Annotated in this window: 13 protein-coding genes and 1 tRNA gene; 10 read left to right on the forward strand and 4 right to left on the reverse strand. The window is 52.5% G+C overall.

The features are described from left to right. Nucleotides 1-17: 17 nt before the first annotated feature. Nucleotides 18-2888 carry an excinuclease ABC subunit UvrA gene (uvrA, locus tag DWB84_RS09350; RefSeq protein ID WP_187409491.1) on the reverse strand — a complete coding sequence of 957 codons (2871 nt, stop codon included), beginning with the start codon at nt 2886-2888 and terminating at the stop codon, nt 18-20. Between the two features lie 132 nt (nt 2889-3020). Further along, complete coding sequence (locus DWB84_RS09355) at nt 3021-3668, reverse strand: LuxR C-terminal-related transcriptional regulator (RefSeq protein ID WP_370589693.1); 648 nt, start codon at nt 3666-3668, stop codon at nt 3021-3023. 269 nt (nt 3669-3937) lie between these two features. On the opposite strand from DWB84_RS09355, the gene DWB84_RS09360 reads away from it, so the two are divergent. From DWB84_RS09360 to DWB84_RS09370, 3 genes are all read left to right on the forward strand, one after another. Further along, the gene (locus DWB84_RS09360) at nt 3938-5296 is read left to right on the forward strand and encodes an MFS transporter (RefSeq protein WP_370589694.1); all 1359 of its coding nucleotides are present in this window, start codon (nt 3938-3940) and stop codon (nt 5294-5296) included. A 75-nt stretch (nt 5297-5371) separates the two neighbouring features. Then, complete coding sequence (ssb, locus tag DWB84_RS09365) at nt 5372-5893, forward strand: single-stranded DNA-binding protein (protein ID WP_187409492.1); 522 nt, start codon at nt 5372-5374, stop codon at nt 5891-5893. Nucleotides 5894-5969: 76 nt separating this feature from the next. Beyond that, nucleotides 5970-6836 carry a sugar nucleotide-binding protein gene (locus DWB84_RS09370; RefSeq protein WP_187409493.1) on the forward strand — a complete coding sequence of 289 codons (867 nt, stop codon included), beginning with the start codon at nt 5970-5972 and terminating at the stop codon, nt 6834-6836. A gap of 67 nt (nt 6837-6903) precedes the next feature. Here DWB84_RS09370 and fabB read toward each other — a convergent pair whose 3' ends face one another. Together fabB and fabA are read right to left on the reverse strand one after the other, a co-directional pair. Then, nucleotides 6904-8121, reverse strand: a complete 1218-nt coding sequence (gene fabB, locus DWB84_RS09375) for a beta-ketoacyl-ACP synthase I (RefSeq protein WP_187409494.1) — start codon at nt 8119-8121, stop codon at nt 6904-6906. 179 nt (nt 8122-8300) lie between these two features. After that, the gene (gene fabA / locus DWB84_RS09380) at nt 8301-8825 is read right to left on the reverse strand and encodes a 3-hydroxyacyl-[acyl-carrier-protein] dehydratase FabA (protein WP_187409495.1); all 525 of its coding nucleotides are present in this window, start codon (nt 8823-8825) and stop codon (nt 8301-8303) included. Nucleotides 8826-9084: 259 nt separating this feature from the next. On the opposite strand from fabA, the gene galU reads away from it, so the two are divergent. The 7 genes from galU (at nt 9085) to secD (ending at nt 16885) form a co-directional block, all read left to right on the forward strand. Next, nucleotides 9085-9915, forward strand: coding sequence for a UTP--glucose-1-phosphate uridylyltransferase GalU (galU, locus tag DWB84_RS09385; protein WP_187409496.1), 831 nt, complete (start codon nt 9085-9087; stop codon nt 9913-9915). 17 nt (nt 9916-9932) lie between these two features. Further along, nucleotides 9933-11273, forward strand: coding sequence for a phosphomannomutase (locus DWB84_RS09390; protein WP_187409497.1), 1341 nt, complete (start codon nt 9933-9935; stop codon nt 11271-11273). Nucleotides 11274-11339: 66 nt separating this feature from the next. Continuing rightward, the gene (locus DWB84_RS09395) at nt 11340-12302 is read left to right on the forward strand and encodes a DUF523 and DUF1722 domain-containing protein (protein ID WP_187409498.1); all 963 of its coding nucleotides are present in this window, start codon (nt 11340-11342) and stop codon (nt 12300-12302) included. An 85-nt stretch (nt 12303-12387) separates the two neighbouring features. After that, nucleotides 12388-12464: transfer RNA gene (locus tag DWB84_RS09400), tRNA-Met, on the forward strand. 168 nt (nt 12465-12632) lie between these two features. Then, nucleotides 12633-13694, forward strand: a complete 1062-nt coding sequence (gene queA, locus DWB84_RS09405) for a tRNA preQ1(34) S-adenosylmethionine ribosyltransferase-isomerase QueA (protein ID WP_187409499.1) — start codon at nt 12633-12635, stop codon at nt 13692-13694. Nucleotides 13695-13725: 31 nt separating this feature from the next. Next, the gene (gene tgt / locus DWB84_RS09410; RefSeq protein WP_187409605.1) at nt 13726-14859 is read left to right on the forward strand and encodes a tRNA guanosine(34) transglycosylase Tgt; all 1134 of its coding nucleotides are present in this window, start codon (nt 13726-13728) and stop codon (nt 14857-14859) included. Between the two features lie 136 nt (nt 14860-14995). Then, complete coding sequence (gene secD / locus DWB84_RS09415; RefSeq protein ID WP_187409500.1) at nt 14996-16885, forward strand: protein translocase subunit SecD; 1890 nt, start codon at nt 14996-14998, stop codon at nt 16883-16885. Nucleotides 16886-16895 lie beyond the last annotated feature (10 nt).

A 16895-nucleotide genomic window follows, 5' to 3' on the forward strand; every position in this document is an offset into this window, starting at 1 on the left:
ACCCAGATCTGCTGGGTTTATTTTTTTGTGCGGCCTTTTTCTTTTTTCGGTGGACTGGCAGGGTTGCCGGATAATAAAGGTTTTAAGAAGCGACCGGTATGTGAAGCTGAAATTTTGCAAATATCTTCCGGCGTTCCCTCGGCAATAATTTGTCCACCACCACTGCCGCCCTCCGGACCTAAATCGACAATCCAATCTGCGGTTTTGATAACGTCCAGATTGTGTTCAATAACTACGATTGTATTGCCTCTGTCGCGCAATTGATGGAGAACAGATAAAAGCTGTTGGATGTCGTGGAAGTGCAAACCGGTAGTCGGTTCATCGAGGATGTATAAGGTTTTTCCGGTATCGCGTTTGGACAGTTCGCGCGCGAGTTTCACGCGTTGCGCTTCACCGCCAGAGAGCGTGGTCGCCGACTGTCCCAAGCGGATATAGGAAAGCCCGACGTCGATCAGGGTTTGTAATTTACCTGCAATGGCTGGCACTGCATCGAAAAATGCGCGCGCATCTTCGACAGTCATTTCCAGCACTTCGTGAATATTTTTGCCCTTGTAGTGAACGTCCAAGGTCTCCCGATTGTAGCGTTTACCTTTACAGGTATCGCAGGGGACATAAATATCCGGCAGGAAGTGCATTTCCACTTTGACCATGCCGTCGCCCTGACAGGCTTCACAGCGTCCGCCTTTGACGTTGAAGCTGAATCTGCCGGGCTGATATCCGCGCGAGCGCGCCTCCGGCGTTGCGGAAAATAAATCGCGGATCGGTGTGAAAATTCCGGTATAAGTTGCGGGGTTGGAGCGAGGCGTGCGACCGATCGGGCTTTGGTCGATATCGACGCATTTATCAAACAGCTCCAAGCCATGAATAGCGTCGTAAGGCGCCGGCGTGAGCGTGGTCGCACCGTTCAATTCGGTCGCCACAATCGGATAAAGCGTGTTATTGATTAAGGTCGATTTTCCTGAGCCGGAAACGCCCGTAACGCAAGTCATCACACCAACAGGAATGCGCAGAGTGACGTTCTGCAAGTTATTGCCGCGCGCACCTTCCAATATCAGCCATTTATCTTTATCGACGGCCAATCGCTGTTTGGGAACCGCAATGGATTTGCGCCCGGAAAGATAGGCGCCGGTAATGGATTTTTTGCTTTTGAGAATATCCGGTAGAGCTCCCTGGGCAACAATTTCGCCGCCGTGCACGCCTGCGCCGGGGCCTACGTCAATAATGTAATCTGCGCTGCGTATGGCGTCTTCGTCGTGCTCAACCACGATCACGGTATTACCGAGATCGCGCAAATGGGTCAGGGTTCTTAACAAACGGTCGTTGTCGCGTTGGTGGAGGCCGATGGATGGCTCATCGAGAATATACATAACACCGACCAGGCCTGCGCCAATCTGGCTGGCCAGACGTATTCGCTGAGCTTCACCACCGGACAGTGTCTCGGCGCTTCTGCTCAGTGTTAAATAATTCAGACCAACGTCCACCAGAAAACGCAGGCGATCGCGCAATTCTTTTAAGATTTTGTCGGCAATTTTCCCGCGTGCGCCGGTGAAGGATAATTTGCAGAAATACTGGTGCGCATCGCCAACAGGCATATTGGTAATTTGCGGCAGCGTTTTGTTGTCCACAAAAACGTGGCGCGCTTCCAGTTTTAATCGGGCGCCTTCACATTCCGGGCATGCTTGGCTCGCTAAATATTTGGCGAGATCTTCGCGTACGGAGCTGGATTCAGTATCGCGATAACGTCGCTCTAAATTGGGAATGACACCTTCAAATACATGATGTCGGTGAAAAGAATCACCGCGGTCGTTGACGTAGACAAAATCAATTACTTCGTCGCCAGACCCATAGAGAATAATTTGCCGTTGTTTTTTTGTCAGTTTGTTCCACGGCGTATCCAAGCTGAATTTGTAGTGTTTGGCAACTGACGACAGCATGTGGAAATAATACAGGCTGCGTCTGTCCCAACCTCGAATAGCACCATCTGCAATGGACTCTTCGGGGAATTGCACCACTTTTTCTTCAGCAAAAAATTGTTTAACGCCGAGGCCGTCACAGCTCGGGCAGGCGCCTGCCGGATTGTTGAAGGAAAATAAGCGCGGTTCCAGTTCTGGAATTGAATAATCGCAATGCGGGCAGGCGTGTTTGGCAGAAAAAATTTGCTCGGGTTTTTCGCCGTCGATAAAACCGATCATTGCCAAGCCGCCGGAAAGCTGAATGGCGGTTTCAAAACTTTCGGCAAGTCGCTGTTGAATGTCGGGGCGCGCTTTAAAGCGGTCGATCACTACATCGATGGTGTGTTTCTTTTTTTTGTCCAGCGTTGGTACATCATCCAGGTCGACCACAATTCCATCGACGCGAACCCGGACGAAACCGTCACGTCGCAGCGATTCGAAGACGTGTAAATGTTCGCCTTTGCGCTCGCGCACCACGGGCGCCAACAGCATCAGTTTGCTGCCTTCCGGTAGGGCGAGAACCTGGTCCACCATTTCACTGATGGTCTGTGCAGCCAGAGGTACGCCGTGAATCGGGCAGCGCGGCTCACCGATGCGGGCAAACAACAGGCGTAGGTAGTCGTAAATTTCCGTGATGGTACCGACAGTGGAGCGCGGGTTGTGTGAGGTAGATTTTTGCTCGATGGAAATAGCGGGACTCAGGCCTTCGACATGATCGACATCGGGCTTTTCCATCATGGAGAGAAACTGGCGGGCATAGGCCGACAGGGATTCCACATAACGTCGCTGGCCTTCAGCGTACAAAGTGTCAAAAGCCAGAGACGATTTACCGGAGCCAGACAAACCGGTTATGACGACCAGCTTGTCGCGGGGAATATCGAGGTCAATATTCTTGAGATTATGGGTGCGCGCCCCACGAACCAAAATGCGATCCACAAGCTACCTCTTGCAGTGAGAATTGAGCTTTAAGCGGAGAGCGGGCGCCGCAGAGGGCGCCGCTAAAAGGGGGCTAGTATACGGAAAACTGGCGAGAGAGGATGAGGTTTTTCGTTGACAACCTGTATAAATCTACAGGTCTTCCATGTCGCGCACCCAGTTGCTCGCTTCCAGGCGATTGCGCACGCCGATTTTTTTGTAAACGTTGTACAGATGGCTTTTGACGGTGTGTTCGCTGACTTCCAGCGCCGCCGAAATATCCAGGTTGGTCGCGCCGTTTTTGATCAGGCGCAGGATCTGGCGTTCGCGTTTGGTCAGTTTGATATCCGTATGGCGGATTGACGGAGCGCGACGGTTCTTTTCCAGGAAATGATGCAGCAGGCGGCGGGGAACCCAGTATTCTCCCTGTAATAAACATTCCAGTCCGCGGATCAACTGTTCTTGATCGGTATCGACAAAGAACAGACCGGAAATGCACGGCCAGTCGAGCAGGTTTTCGTGCTCGCTGTTGTATTGCGCGTTAAGCAGGGCGGCGGTCAATGGCTGGCTGTGGGAGTGAACTTCGTTGATCAGTTCGCGCAGGTCGTCGCCGCTAAGTCCCTGGCAGTCAATAAGCAATAAATGATCGGCGGTGGTATCCGGGGCGAGTTGCTTGATGATGGAACAGGTAACCCCGATTTTTTCGGTAATCAGCGAGGCCAATAGTCCCGTTTGCAAGCTGTTGTTTAAAGAGTACAGCGATATACCCTTGACATCGGGGCGTGCTGAAGTCGCGGTCACAATATTGTCTGCCTTATGTTGATCCTGACCTGGGTGTCCGGAAGCGGGATTGATTACCAAAAGCGGCGGGAATTATGCCTAAATTCCTGTTTTGCCGAAAGAGTAAAAAACCATCGCTCTCGCCTGAGTTGCTTGTCAATTTATCACTTTTAGCAAAATTTCCTTTCATTTTTGTCGCTGGGCGGAGCTAATCAAGTGCGACACAAATCCTTTGGACCGACAGTCACCGCTGTTAGAATGCCGCTCTTTTGTGATTGGCGAGGAACGATGTGAGTAGCGGTCGACCGATTTCCGAAGTGCGAGTGACAGTAACTCTGGCGCTGTTGTATGTGTTTCGCATGCTCGGTTTGTTCATGGTGTTTCCTGTCATGATGATTTTTGGTTCCGAGTATGAAGGCGCCACGCCGTTCTTGCTCGGGCTGGCCTTGGGCGGTTATGGACTGACCCAGGCGATCTTCCAGGTGCCTCTTGGACTGCTTTCCGATATCTGGGGGCGCAAGCCGGTTATCTATCTCGGCTTTGCCATTTTTATGGTCGGCAGCATTGTCGCTGCCAGCACGGACTCGATTTGGGGGCTGGTTATCGGCCGGGCTTTGCAAGGCGCGGGAGCTATTGCTGGCGCGGTTATGGCCTTGGTGGGCGATCTGACCTCGGAACAAAATCGCACCCGCGCTATGGCAGTTATAGGTGCGTCTATCGGCCTGTCTTTTTCCGTTGCCATGATCTTGGGACCGCTCCTTGCCTCCATGGGCGGTTTGCCAACCGTTTTTTGGACCTCTGCCTGCCTAGCGTTTATTGGTATCGCAATTCTCCGCCTGCTCGTTCCTGACCCGCCGGCCGGCAGAAAAGCCGGGTCCGATGGTTTGGCAGTGCCGACGCTGCTAGAGAAAGCTGTCCGCAACCGTGAATTGATGCGCCTGAACGTCGGTGTGTTTGCGCTGCATTTTGCGCTGACGGCGATGTTCGTGGTTGTGCCGCTGGTGTTGGACGACGCTGGTGTCGGTACACGCCAGCACTGGCACTACTACCTGCCTGTTATGATGATTGCGTTTGTGCTGATGCTGCCGTTTATGTATGTCGCTGAGCGTCGGCGCAAAATTAAAACAGTCTTTATAGGTGCGGTTGCGTTATTGGGCCTTGCTGAAGTCTTTCTTGTTTACGTCCATAGCTTGGAATATTGGCTGCTGGGTCTGTTGATCTTCTTCACCGGATTTAATCTTCTGGAAGCTATGCTGCCATCGCTGGTCAGCAAAATGGCACCCGCGGGCAACAAGGGTACGGCTATGGGAATCTTTTCGACGTCTCAGTTTCTCGGCGCTGCATCCGGTGGTGTGATCGGAGGGCTGTGCTATCAAAACTGGGGTTTCGACAGCGTTTTGATCGCAGCCTTGTGTGTCAACATCGTGTGGTTGATTATGGCCGTCGGTATGCGTGCGCCTCGTTACCTCACCAGCGTTTGTGTGCCTCTAGAGCATGACGTGCCCGTAGAAGCCATCCAAAATGCGGTGCCCGGTGTGGTGGAAGCCTTATGGGTGAAGGAGCAGGCGCTCCTGTATCTGAAAGTAGATGATCAGTTTTTCCAGAAAAGCGAGTTGAATGCATTCCTGCAAAAGGCTGCGGTTCCCTGAGGCCAATATCCTTGGCAGTGATTTTTTCCTGTAGACTTGTGCGTTCAGCATGGTATTTGAAATTTGGAGGGTAGAGTGGCGAGCCGTGGCGTAAATAAAGTGATATTGGTGGGTAACCTCGGACAAGACCCCGAAGTCCGTTACACACCGGGTGGAAGTGCCATAGCAAACATCAGTGTGGCGACGTCGGAAACTTGGAAAGACAAGCAGACTGGTCAAGCGCAAGAGCGCACTGAATGGCACCGCGTAGTTCTGTTCAATCGGCTGGCTGAAATTGCGGGAGAATACCTGCGCAAGGGCAGCAAGGTTTATATCGAAGGATCTCTGCGTACTCGTAAGTGGCAGGATCAGCAGGGGCAGGATCGTTACACGACTGAAATCGTTGCCGCTGAACTGCAGATGCTGGATAGCCGCGCTGGCGGCGTCGATACTTCATCATCGTCTGCTCAATACGGCGGTCCGGATTACGGCGCGCCGCCATCGGCCCCCTCAGCTCCGCGTCAAAGCCCACCGCAACACTCCGCTCCCCATTCCTCTCCGGCGGGCTCATCTCAAGTGCCCGACTTTGACGGATTCGACGACGACATTCCGTTTTAAAATTGGCCGGCGCCATCTTCAATGATGGCGCTCCTTCAATCCAGAGTTCTCGACTCTCGCGAGCGGTGGCAACGCAGTGGCGTTCAAAGTTCTAGTTACGGATCAGTTTTCACCCTTAGGCGCTGCGCATGTGAAGGCTTTAGAAGCCAACACAATTCCCGTGGTATATCCGGATGCGCCCGATAGCGATGCCCTCAGTATTCAAATTGAGCGCAGCAAGCCCTCTGTTGTTGTCGATACCCGCCTGTGGAGCGATTGGCTGGAGCCGGAAGCCGCAGTGGATTATGCCCGCCATCTGGCTGATCTGTGCCGCCAGCATCAGATTGTGCTGATCAGTCTTTCCTCCCATGAAGTATTTGGAGTGGCGCAGCAAACCATTGGTATGTCGGAACAGGATCAGCCGGAGCCAGATACGAATATCGGGGCGTTATTGCTCGCCAAAGAGCAGGAGGCTGCCCGCTGGGAGAAGTCGATCATTATTCGTTTACCTTGGGTGCTGGATCGTCCTTCAGGTGTTTTGCATCGTCTCTGCGAAGCCCTTTTGTATCGAGGAGAATGTGTCGTCTCCGATACCTGGAGAGGATCACCGGTGTTCATAGAGGACGTGGTGAGATTGGTTCAGGCGATGATCCAGCAGATTTTTTGCGGCGCGCAGAACTGGGGGGTGTTTCATCTCCACGCCAGTGACAGCTGCTCGGAAGCTGAGTTGGCCGACCATGTGGCTCGGCTGCTGCAAAAGGCGGGGTATGAGGCCGGCGCCATCTCTCTCGGCGCGCTGGAGCAGAGATTTACTCCTTACAGCGGCTGGCTGAAAGGGCAGCGCTGTACCAATAATTTCGGTTTCCAATACCGCAGCTGGCGCCAGGGAATCAAAAGCAAGGTATCGGAATGGTTGGAGAGGGAGATCCAAATGGGGCGTCTGGTGCGGGCAATGTCAGCTTAAGCTGATTTGAGATTTGAGCATCAATGGCCGCGACTCCTTTCGCGGCCATTTGGTTTTTAGCGGGTGATTAACCGTTGTAACGTTGGAAAATCAATGTTGCGTTTGTACCGCCGAAACCAAAGCTGTTTGACATAACTTTGTTCAGTGTTCTGTATTGGTTTTCCAGCGCAATCGGCATGCCTTCAGCTTCAGGATCCAATTTGTTGATGTTGGCAGAAGCAGCGATAAAGCTGTGCTGCATCATCAGCAAGCTGTAAATCGCTTCTTGCACACCAGTGGCTCCCAAAGAGTGGCCAGTCAGGGACTTGGTGGAGCTGATAGTCGGGATCTTATCGCCGAACACTTCTTTGACTGCGCGCAACTCTGCGATATCACCGACTGGAGTACTGGTGCCGTGAGAGTTGATGTAATCGATGGCGGTGCTGTCGGTCATGGCGATCGCCTGACGCATGCAGCGCGCCGCGCCTTCCCCGGACGGAGCGACCATGTCGTATCCATCGGAGGTGGCGCCGTAGCCGACCAGTTCGCCGTAGATTTTGGCTCCTCTGGCGAGGGCATGGTCGAGTGATTCAATCACCAGGCAGCCGCCGCCGCCTGCGATCACAAAACCATCGCGATCCGCGTCATAAGCGCGCGACGCCTGGGAGGGGGTGTCATTGTATTTAGTGGACAGGGCGCCCATGGCGTCAAACAAGCCGGTCAGGGTCCAGTGTTCTTCTTCACCGCCGCCTGCGAATACAACGTCTTGTTTGCCGAGTTGAATCAGTTCCATCGCGTTGCCGATACAGTGCGCGCTGGTAGCGCAAGCGGAGGAGATGGAGTAGTTGATGCCTTTGATTTTGAAGGGGGTGGCCAAGCAAGCAGAGGCAGTGCTTCCCATGGTTTGGGTTACACGGTAGGGACCGGCTTTTTTAACGCCCTTACTGCGCATTATGTCGGCAGATTCCACTACGCTCTTGGTCGAGGCGCCGCCAGATCCCATGATGATGCCGGTGCGCTCATTGGAAACGTCCGCTTCACTCAGGCCGGAATCCCGAATGGCGTTTTGCATGGCAACGTAAGCAAAACCAGCTGCGTCGCCCATGAAGCGTAAACTTTTGCGGTCGATATGCTCGGCGAGATCTATCTCTACTGACCCGGACACTAGGCTACGAAAACCCTGCTCTTCATAGCTCGGGTTGTACTTAACCCCGGATTTACCGTTTTTCAGAGCGTCCAGTACGGTTGCGATATCGTTGCCTAAACAGGACACAATTCCCATTCCGGTAACAACAACACGTTTCATAAAAAGCCTCTTGTAACTGGATCAGAATTGAAATGCATTAATCCGGAGTGGTCCGGATGGTCTTCCGGATAGAGCATCCGGTTGATAAGCGGATCGGTCGGGAGATATGTAAGACAGATGTCTGACAACAATTCTCCCTTCCTGCTTCGCTTGGCGCGCATCGGTTTTATGCTGCAGCCTTAAAAGGTTTCTGTATTGGTAAACAGGCCAACTCGAAGGTCTTTGGCAAAGTAGATGTCTTTTCCATCTACGCTCACTCTACCGTCTGCGATTCCCATCACCAGCTTTCGTTCGATTACGCGCTTCAAATTGATGTGATAGGTAATCAGCTTAGCGGATGGAAGAACTTGGCCGGTAAATTTCACCTCTCCTGCGCCCAGGGCTCTGCCTCGACCGGGGTTGCCTCGCCATGCCAAATAGAACCCGACGAGCTGCCACATGGCGTCGAGGCCCAAGCAACCTGGCATAACGGGGTCGCCGGGGAAGTGGCAAGAGAAAAACCACAGATCGGGATGAATGTCCAGCTCGGCTACGATTTCGCCTTTGCCAAACTCACCACCTGTATGGCTGATATGGGCAATCCGATCAACCATCAACATATTTGGCTTGGGAAGCTGCGCGTTGCCGGGTCCAAACATGGCGCCATCGCCACAGGCGAGCAATTCATCGCGTCCGTAGGAGGGTTTCGGCTCGAAAGGCTGCATAGGGTACTCGTTGTTTAATCGTATGTGGTTGATCGCGTGAGAAGAATCTACGGGCGTCGGATTAGTTTTATTCTGAGCTGCGACGATTCGGCCGCCAACACAGGTGCCAAGTCGCCGGGGAGTGCCATTCTAGCGGTAAAACGCATGATGTCCAGCAAAAAGCGCTCAGCTGTGGGGTCTCCGTTGTATTTCGTTAAAAGCCGTATGGTATAGTCGGCGCCTTGTTTAATCGAGCCATCAGCCCTAAGGATTGATTTTTATGATTAAGAAGTGCCTGTTCCCTGTTGCGGGTTATGGTACCCGTTTCCTCCCCGCCACCAAGTCCATGCCCAAAGAAATGCTTCCGATTGTAAATAAGCCACTGGTGCAATATGGAGTGGAAGAATCGTTGGAAGCAGGGCTCAACGAAATAGGTTTTGTTACAGGTCGAGGAAAAAGGGCAATTGCTGACCATTTCGATGTCAGCTATGAATTGGAACATCAAATTGCCGGAACTTCCAAAGAGGAATATCTCAGCTCGATTCGTTCTGTTATGGCCCGGGGCTCTTTCTCCTTTACCCGTCAAAGTGAGATGAGAGGGTTGGGGGACGCCATATTAAATGGTAAACGTTTGATCGGTGATGAGCCCTTCGGTGTTGTACTGTCTGACGACTTGTGCGTATCTGATGGTGACACTCCCGGGGTTTTGGCGCAGATGGTCAGCCTTTACCGCCAATTTCGCTGCAGTATCGTTGCTATCCAGGAAGTACCAGAAGACCAGATTTCCAAATTCGGTGTGATCGCTGGCAGTCAGATCAAAGCTGATCTGGTGCAAGTCTCCAACATGGTGGAGAAGCCGGATCCTAAGGATGCCCCTTCCAATCTGGCGGTAATCGGCCGCTACATTCTTACTCCTGATATTTTCGACATCCTGGAAAAGACTCCTCCAGGGAAAAATGGCGAAATTCAGTTGACTGACGCGCTGCTGACTCAGGCGCAGACTGGATGCGTGTTGGCTTATAAATTCAAAGGTCGTCGGTTTGACTGCGGTAGCGTTGAAGGCTTCGTCGAAGCGACCAACTACGTCTACCACAACATCTACAAAGGCTAAGTATTACGGACGATGCGATGAAGATTGAATGCTTCAAGGCCTACGACATCCGCGGCCGCGTTCCTGAAGAGTTGAACGAAGAGGTCGCCTACAGAGTCGGCAGAGCTTTTGTCGACTTTCTCGATGCCAAAAGTGTTGTTGTTGGACACGATATACGTTTGACCAGCGCATCCCTAACGGATGCGCTGGTGCGTGGGCTGACGGAAGCGGGTGCGGATGTAACTCATATAGGCCAGTGCGGTACCGAAGAGGTGTATTTCGCCACCTTTCATTTAGGCGTTGATGGTGGTATCTGCGTGACTGCCAGTCACAACCCGATGGACTACAACGGGATGAAGCTGGTGCAAAAAGGCTCACGTCCTATATCCAACGATAGTGGCTTGAGTGAAATCCGTGCGCTGGCCGAAAGCGGCATCTTCAAAGCGGCAAAGCGTGTGGGGTCGGTCACCAGACAAGATATGCGGGCAGCCTATGTGGACCACCTGCTCAGCTATGTCGATGTCAGCAAGATCAAGCCTCTCAAGGTAGTGGCGAACCCGGGTAATGGTGGTGCTGGTGCAGTGGTAAATGCGTTGGAATCCTACCTGCCGCTGGAGTTTGTCAAAGTCCATTTCGAGCCGGATGGCAATTTCCCCAATGGCATTCCCAATCCGATCCTGGTGGAAAACCAAGGCGTTACCTCGCGCGCTGTCATTGAAGCCAAAGCCGATATCGGCATTGCTTGGGATGGGGATTTTGACCGCTGTTTCTTCTTCGATGAAAAAGGCAATTTCATTGATGGTTACTATGTGGTCGGTCTTTTGGCGGAGTCCTTTTTGGCCAAATACCCCGGCGCTTCCATAGTTCACGATCCACGTCTGGTGTGGAACACGGTGGACTTGGTGGAGAGCAACGGCGGCAAAGCGGTGCAGAGCAAAACTGGTCATGCCTTTATTAAGGAGCGCATGCGCCTGGAGGATGCCGTTTACGGTGGCGAAATGAGTGCGCACCATTATTTCCGCGATTTTGCCTATTGTGACAACGGCACCATCCCCTGGTTGTTGCTGGTTGAATTGATGAGTCGCCGCGGGCAGACATTGTCGGAAATGGTCAGTGAGCGAATCGCCAAATTCCCTTGCAGTGGTGAAATCAACCGCAAAGTGGCCGATCCTGTCGCTTTGTTGAAGCGCATAGAAGAAATCTATTCTCCAGAAGCATTGCAAGTGGATAAAACGGATGGTTTGTCGATTGCTTTTGCTGACTGGCGCTTTAATGTACGCAGTTCCAGTACTGAACCGGTATTTCGCTTGAATGTGGAAGCGCGCGGCGACGTCGATTTGATGAAGCGGAAAACCGAAGAATTGCTCGCTTTAATGTAAAGCGTTTTTTATCGCGACAAAGCCGACCACGAGTCGGCTTTGTCATTTCTGGGGCCGCAAAATTTCATGCAAGAACCGCATAACGAAAAAATTCCTGTAGGTATTTCTTCCTGTTTGTTGGGAGAACGGGTGCGGTATAACGGTGGCCACAAATACCATAGTTTTTGTGCCGAACAATTGCATTTGTATTTTGACTTCAAGCCATTTTGTCCCGAGGTGGCCATTGGTTTGGGAGTTCCTCGCGAAACCATTCATCTGGTTGCTGATAAAGACGGAAGCGTGCGTGCAGTTGGCACGGCAAATTCGAATATGGATGTTACGGATCGATTAAGGGAGTTTGCTGAATCTATTGCTGACCAAGCCAAAACTCTGCGCGGCTATATTTTTATGAATAAATCGCCGAGTTGCGGTCTGGTCAGTGCCAATGTTTACAGTAATGATGGGAAAACGGTTGTTAAAGGCTCGGGCGTATTTGCGGAACGTTTGCGCAATTTATTTCCATTGTTGCCGGTGGAAGAGGCAGTGCACTTGGATGATCTCTATGTGCGGGAAAATTTTATAAGCCGGGTTTTTCTCTACGATCGATGGATAAAAGAAGTAATGGAAAATCCCAGTGCAAAAAATCTTATTGAGTTTCACTCCCGGCAAAAATATCTGGTGATGTCCTATGGGCAAGCGCTTTATCGGCAAGCTGGTGCGATTATTTCCGGTGCCAACCGCAAAAATCTTCAAAATGTCATGGGGCGTTATATTGAAGTTTTAATGCAAGGAACCGTGAGGCCACCGACGCGAAAGGGACATGTGAATGCTCTTCATCATGTGGCGGGATATTTGCGAGACAGTTTGTCTGGAGAGTTGCGGCAAAATCTGGCGGAAGTCATCGAGCAGTATCGCATCGGCCAAGTTGCGCTCGCTGTGCCAATCAATCTGTTGCTTCAGTATTTGGAGACCAGCACCAATGCATACATTAAGCAACAAACCTATTTGCGCCCTTATCCCGTCCAATTGAGATTGCGGGAAGAAATTTAATGCAAATGAAAATAATGGTTGACGCCCCTGTGGGTGCTCCCTATAATTCGCGGCCTCAGCTAAGCCGCTAGGTTAGTTGATCAGGTGCGGGGTGGAGCAGCCTGGTAGCTCGTCGGGCTCATAACCCGAAGGTCGTTGGTTCAAATCCAGCCCCCGCTACCAATTCTTAATTTCTTGTCTTTTTTCTTTTCTCAAAAATCCCTTTTGTCGTCTCTCATGTGCCCAATCTGGGTTTGAGCTTGTCAAGTGGATTTTGCCGGCGAACAAGCGATGCATTACCTGGCATTTTCCTATACCCTTGCGCCTTTCTTTTTTTGAGCCTTGATCTCCATGTGGCGCCAGGATTTTTATTTCGACCTGCCTGAAGAATTAATCGCCAAAGCGCCCCCTGCGGAGCGGCGCGCTAGCCGTTTGTTGTGTCTCGAGGGTGCCAGCGGTAATTTGCAGGATCGCCAATTTGCCGATGTGCTATCGCTGGTGCAGCCGGGCGACTTAATGGTCTTCAACGATACGCGCGTTATTCCTGCGCGTGTGTTTGGCCAAAAGGCGACGGGCGGAAAAATCGAAATTCTGGTGGAGCGTGTCCTGTCAGACAACAAAGTGCTGGCCCACGTCCGTGCCAGCAAGTCGCCTAAAATCGGCAGCCGTTTATCCCTGGAAAACCTAACAGAAGTAACCGTCGTTGGGCGCAGTGAAGATCTTTTTGAACTGAGTTTCCCTGCGGACCGTTCGGTGATGGATGTTCTGGATGAAATCGGCCATATGCCGCTACCTCCATATATTGATCGCCCGGATCAGCCAGAAGACCGCGAGCGGTATCAAACTGTTTACGGACGCAACCCCGGCGCCGTAGCGGCTCCCACTGCAGGTTTGCATTTCGATGATCTGCTGCTTAAACAGCTCGCAGAAAAAGGTGTGGAAACGGCTTTTGTGACGTTGCATGTGGGAGCGGGTACCTTCCGCCCCGTGCGCGTCGACGATGTGCGCACCCATACCATGCACAGTGAGGTGATGGCGGTGTCGGCAAAAGTGTGCGAGCAAGTCGCAGCAGCCAAAGCGCGCGGCGGACGGGTCATAGCGGTGGGCACCACCAGCGTGCGCTGCCTGGAAACGGCGGCGAAAAGTGGCACGCTCGCGCCATTTGAAGGGGAAACCAATATTTTCATCTACCCGAGCTACCGTTTTAAGGTGGTGGATGCCCTGGTAACGAATTTTCATCTGCCTGAATCAACCCTATTGATGTTGGTCAGCGCTTTCGCCGGATACCGCCATACTATGGCGGCTTACCAGCATGCAGTCGCTCAGAGGTATCGCTTCTTCAGCTACGGCGATGCCATGTTTATCACCCGCAATCCGCAGGCAGAGGCGGATTTGCCCAACTCTAACGCCTGACACTTAGTTAAGAATTCAGCCTATGTCGTTTATGCAGTTTGAATTGGATTGTGAGGACGGGCTTGCCCGTCGCGGTCGCTTGCGCTTCCCGCGCGGTGTGGTCGAAACGCCCTGTTTTATGCCGGTTGGCACCTATGGCACCGTCAAAGGTATTTTGCCGCGAGACATAGAGGCGACCGGTGCTCAGATTGTTTTGGGCAATACCTTTCACCTGTATCTGCGTCCGGGCACACAGGTGATTCAGGCGCACGGAGATTTGCACGATTTTATGGGTTGGAAAGGACCGATCCTGACCGACTCGGGCGGTTTCCAGGTCTTCAGCTTGGGCGATCTGCGCAAGATTACCGAAGAGGGCGTTACCTTCCGCTCGCCCATCGACGGCAGCAAGGTGTTCCTGAATCCAGAAGTTGCCATCCAAGTCCAACGTGAGCTGGGGTCGGACATTGTGATGATTTTCGACGAGTGCACCCCTTACCCGGCGACTTGGGAGCAGGCAAAAGAATCCATGGAGCTTTCCTTGCGCTGGGCAGAGCGCAGTAAACGTGCGCACGGCGATAATCCTTCGGCTCTGTTCGGTATTGTGCAGGGTGGCATGTACGAGGATTTGCGCTCGATCTCGTTGCGAGGTTTAAAAGAAATCGGCTTCGACGGCTATGCCATCGGTGGCTTAAGCGTCGGAGAACCCAAGGCGGATATGCTGCGCGTTCTCAATCATTTGACACCGCAGATGCCGAACGACAAACCGCGTTATCTGATGGGAGTAGGCAAGCCGGAAGATATAGTGGAGGCCGTAGTGCGCGGCGTGGATATGTTCGACTGCGTAATGCCGACGCGCAACGCGCGCAACGGTCATCTCTTTACCAGTACTGGCGTGGTCAAGATCCGCAACGCCGCGCATAGACACGATACTGGTCCGTTGGACGCTGAATGCGATTGCTACACTTGCCGCAACTTCAGTCGCGCCTATCTGCACCACCTGGATCGTTGCGGCGAAATGTTGGGCGCTCAACTCAATACCATTCACAACCTCCATCATTACCAACAAGTCATGAGAGAGTTGCGTGCTGCGATTGAGAACAAGCGCTTATCTGCGTACGTGGAAGAGTTTTATCGCCGCCGGGATATGTCGCCACCTGCACACTTGCAGGATTTGGTGGAAGGCTGAACTGTCAGCCTTGCGCAGGCCGGTTATAATGCGCCCCCGCTGTGGCGGAAGTGGCCGCGGGACCATGTGGCTACCGCTGAAGTGAAAGCTTTTAGATACGAATAACTATTTTTAACAAGAAACGTTGGACTGACTCATGAATCGTTTTCCTTTATGGAAGTACGTCTTGCTGATTGTCGTCATCAGTGTCGGCTTCATTTATGCCTTGCCAAACCTTTACAGCCCGGACCCCGCCATTCAGGTCACCGCCAACTCCCGCGCCGCCAATGTGGATGATGCTCTGTTGAAAACCCTTGGCGCTGCTTTGTCAGAAGCGGGTATCGAACATTTTGGTGAGGAAATCACCGAGGCTGGCAGCGCTATGATTCGTCTGCGTGACGGATCTCAACAGCTTGCCGCCCAAAAGGTTGTGCAGTCGACCTTGAACAGTGCCGAATTTCAGGCGGCCGACAAGCGTTATGTGGTTGCGCTCAACCGCGCTTCCAATACCCCTGATTGGCTGTTGTCCATAGGCGCAAATCCGATGAACCTCGGGTTGGACTTGGCCGGCGGTGTGCACTTCTTGTTGGAGGTGGATACGCCGAGAGCCGTTGCTGACCGTATGACGGATATGCAGGAAACGATTAGAAAAGGCATCCGCGAGCGCCGTTTATTCAATGTGGATGTGAAGCAGGAAGAACGTACTTTCGTCATCACTGCGCCGAGTGAAGAAACTCAGCGCGAGCTGATGAAATTCCTGCAAGACAACCTGCCAGACCTGGTGCGCCAGCGCGGCAGCGACAGCAAAGGCTATTGGATTCGCGCGCAGATTTCCGATCAGACGATTCGCGAAATCGAAGATCACGCGGTCTCGCAGAACCTGACCACCTTGCGCAACCGGGTGAATGAATTGGGTGTGAGTGAACCCTTGGTGCAACGTCAGGGCCGCAATCGCATAGTAGTCGAGTTGCCGGGCGTGCAAGATGCCGCTGGTGCCAAGCGAATTCTCGGCAAAACTGCCAACCTCGAATTCCGTCTTGAAGCTCTGCCGGAAACTCCAGTGACGCAAAAAGAAAAGTTCGAGTTTTATACCGAACAGGATCGGCAAATGCGCGGACCCAAATACCTGGAGCGCCGGCGCATTATTACCGGTGAGCGTGTAATTAACGCGATGGCGGGTTTCGACGACCAGAGTAACAGCCCCAAAATCGATATCACCCTGGACAGCGAGGGCGGCAACCTGATGCACCACGCCACTCGTAATGAAGTGGGCCGCAATATGGGTGTGCTGTTTATCGACTATTACACCGAGAAGCAGCGAGTAGTGGAGAACGGCGAAGTCGTAGAAAAAGATGTGACCAAGGAAGATCGCAAAATCATCAACTTGGCGACGATTCGCAGTGCACTGGGTGCACGCTTCCAGATCACTGGTTTGGACAGCTCACGCGAAGCCAACGACGTGGCTCTTCTGTTGCGCGCGGGATCTCTGGCAGCGCCTATGGTGTTCGTCGAAGAGCGCACCGTGGGTCCATCTCTGGGAGCGGAAAACATCGCCATGGGTATCAAATCCGTGCAGATCGGATTGCTGCTGCTCGTGATCTTCATGTTGGTTTACTACAAGGTTTTCGGCATTGTCGCGAATATAGTGCTGACCATGAACCTGGTATTGCTGACGGCGCTTATGTCGATTTTGGGCGCGACACTTACCATGCCGGGTATCGCCGGTATCGTTTTGACCTTGGGTATGGCGGTGGACGCGAATGTGTTGATCTACTCGCGCATCAAGGAAGAGCTTAAAGCAGGGCTGTCGCCGCAAGGCGCCATTCGTGCCGGCTTTGATCGTGCCTTTACTTCCATCATAGATGCCAACCTGACAACTTTGATCGTTGCCTTCATTTTGTATGCGATCAGCTCTGGCTCGGTGAAAGGTTTCGCCGTTACTCTGTCTCTCGGGATTGTCACCTCAGTATTCACTGCCGTGGTAGGTACTCGCGCAATTGTGAATCTCATTTACGGCAATCGAAACGTTACCAAACTGTGGATCTGAGCGGGGTATA

The sequence above is a fragment of the Saccharophagus sp. K07 genome (genome assembly GCF_014336955.1).
GTDB lineage: Bacteria > Pseudomonadota > Gammaproteobacteria > Pseudomonadales > Cellvibrionaceae > UBA5868.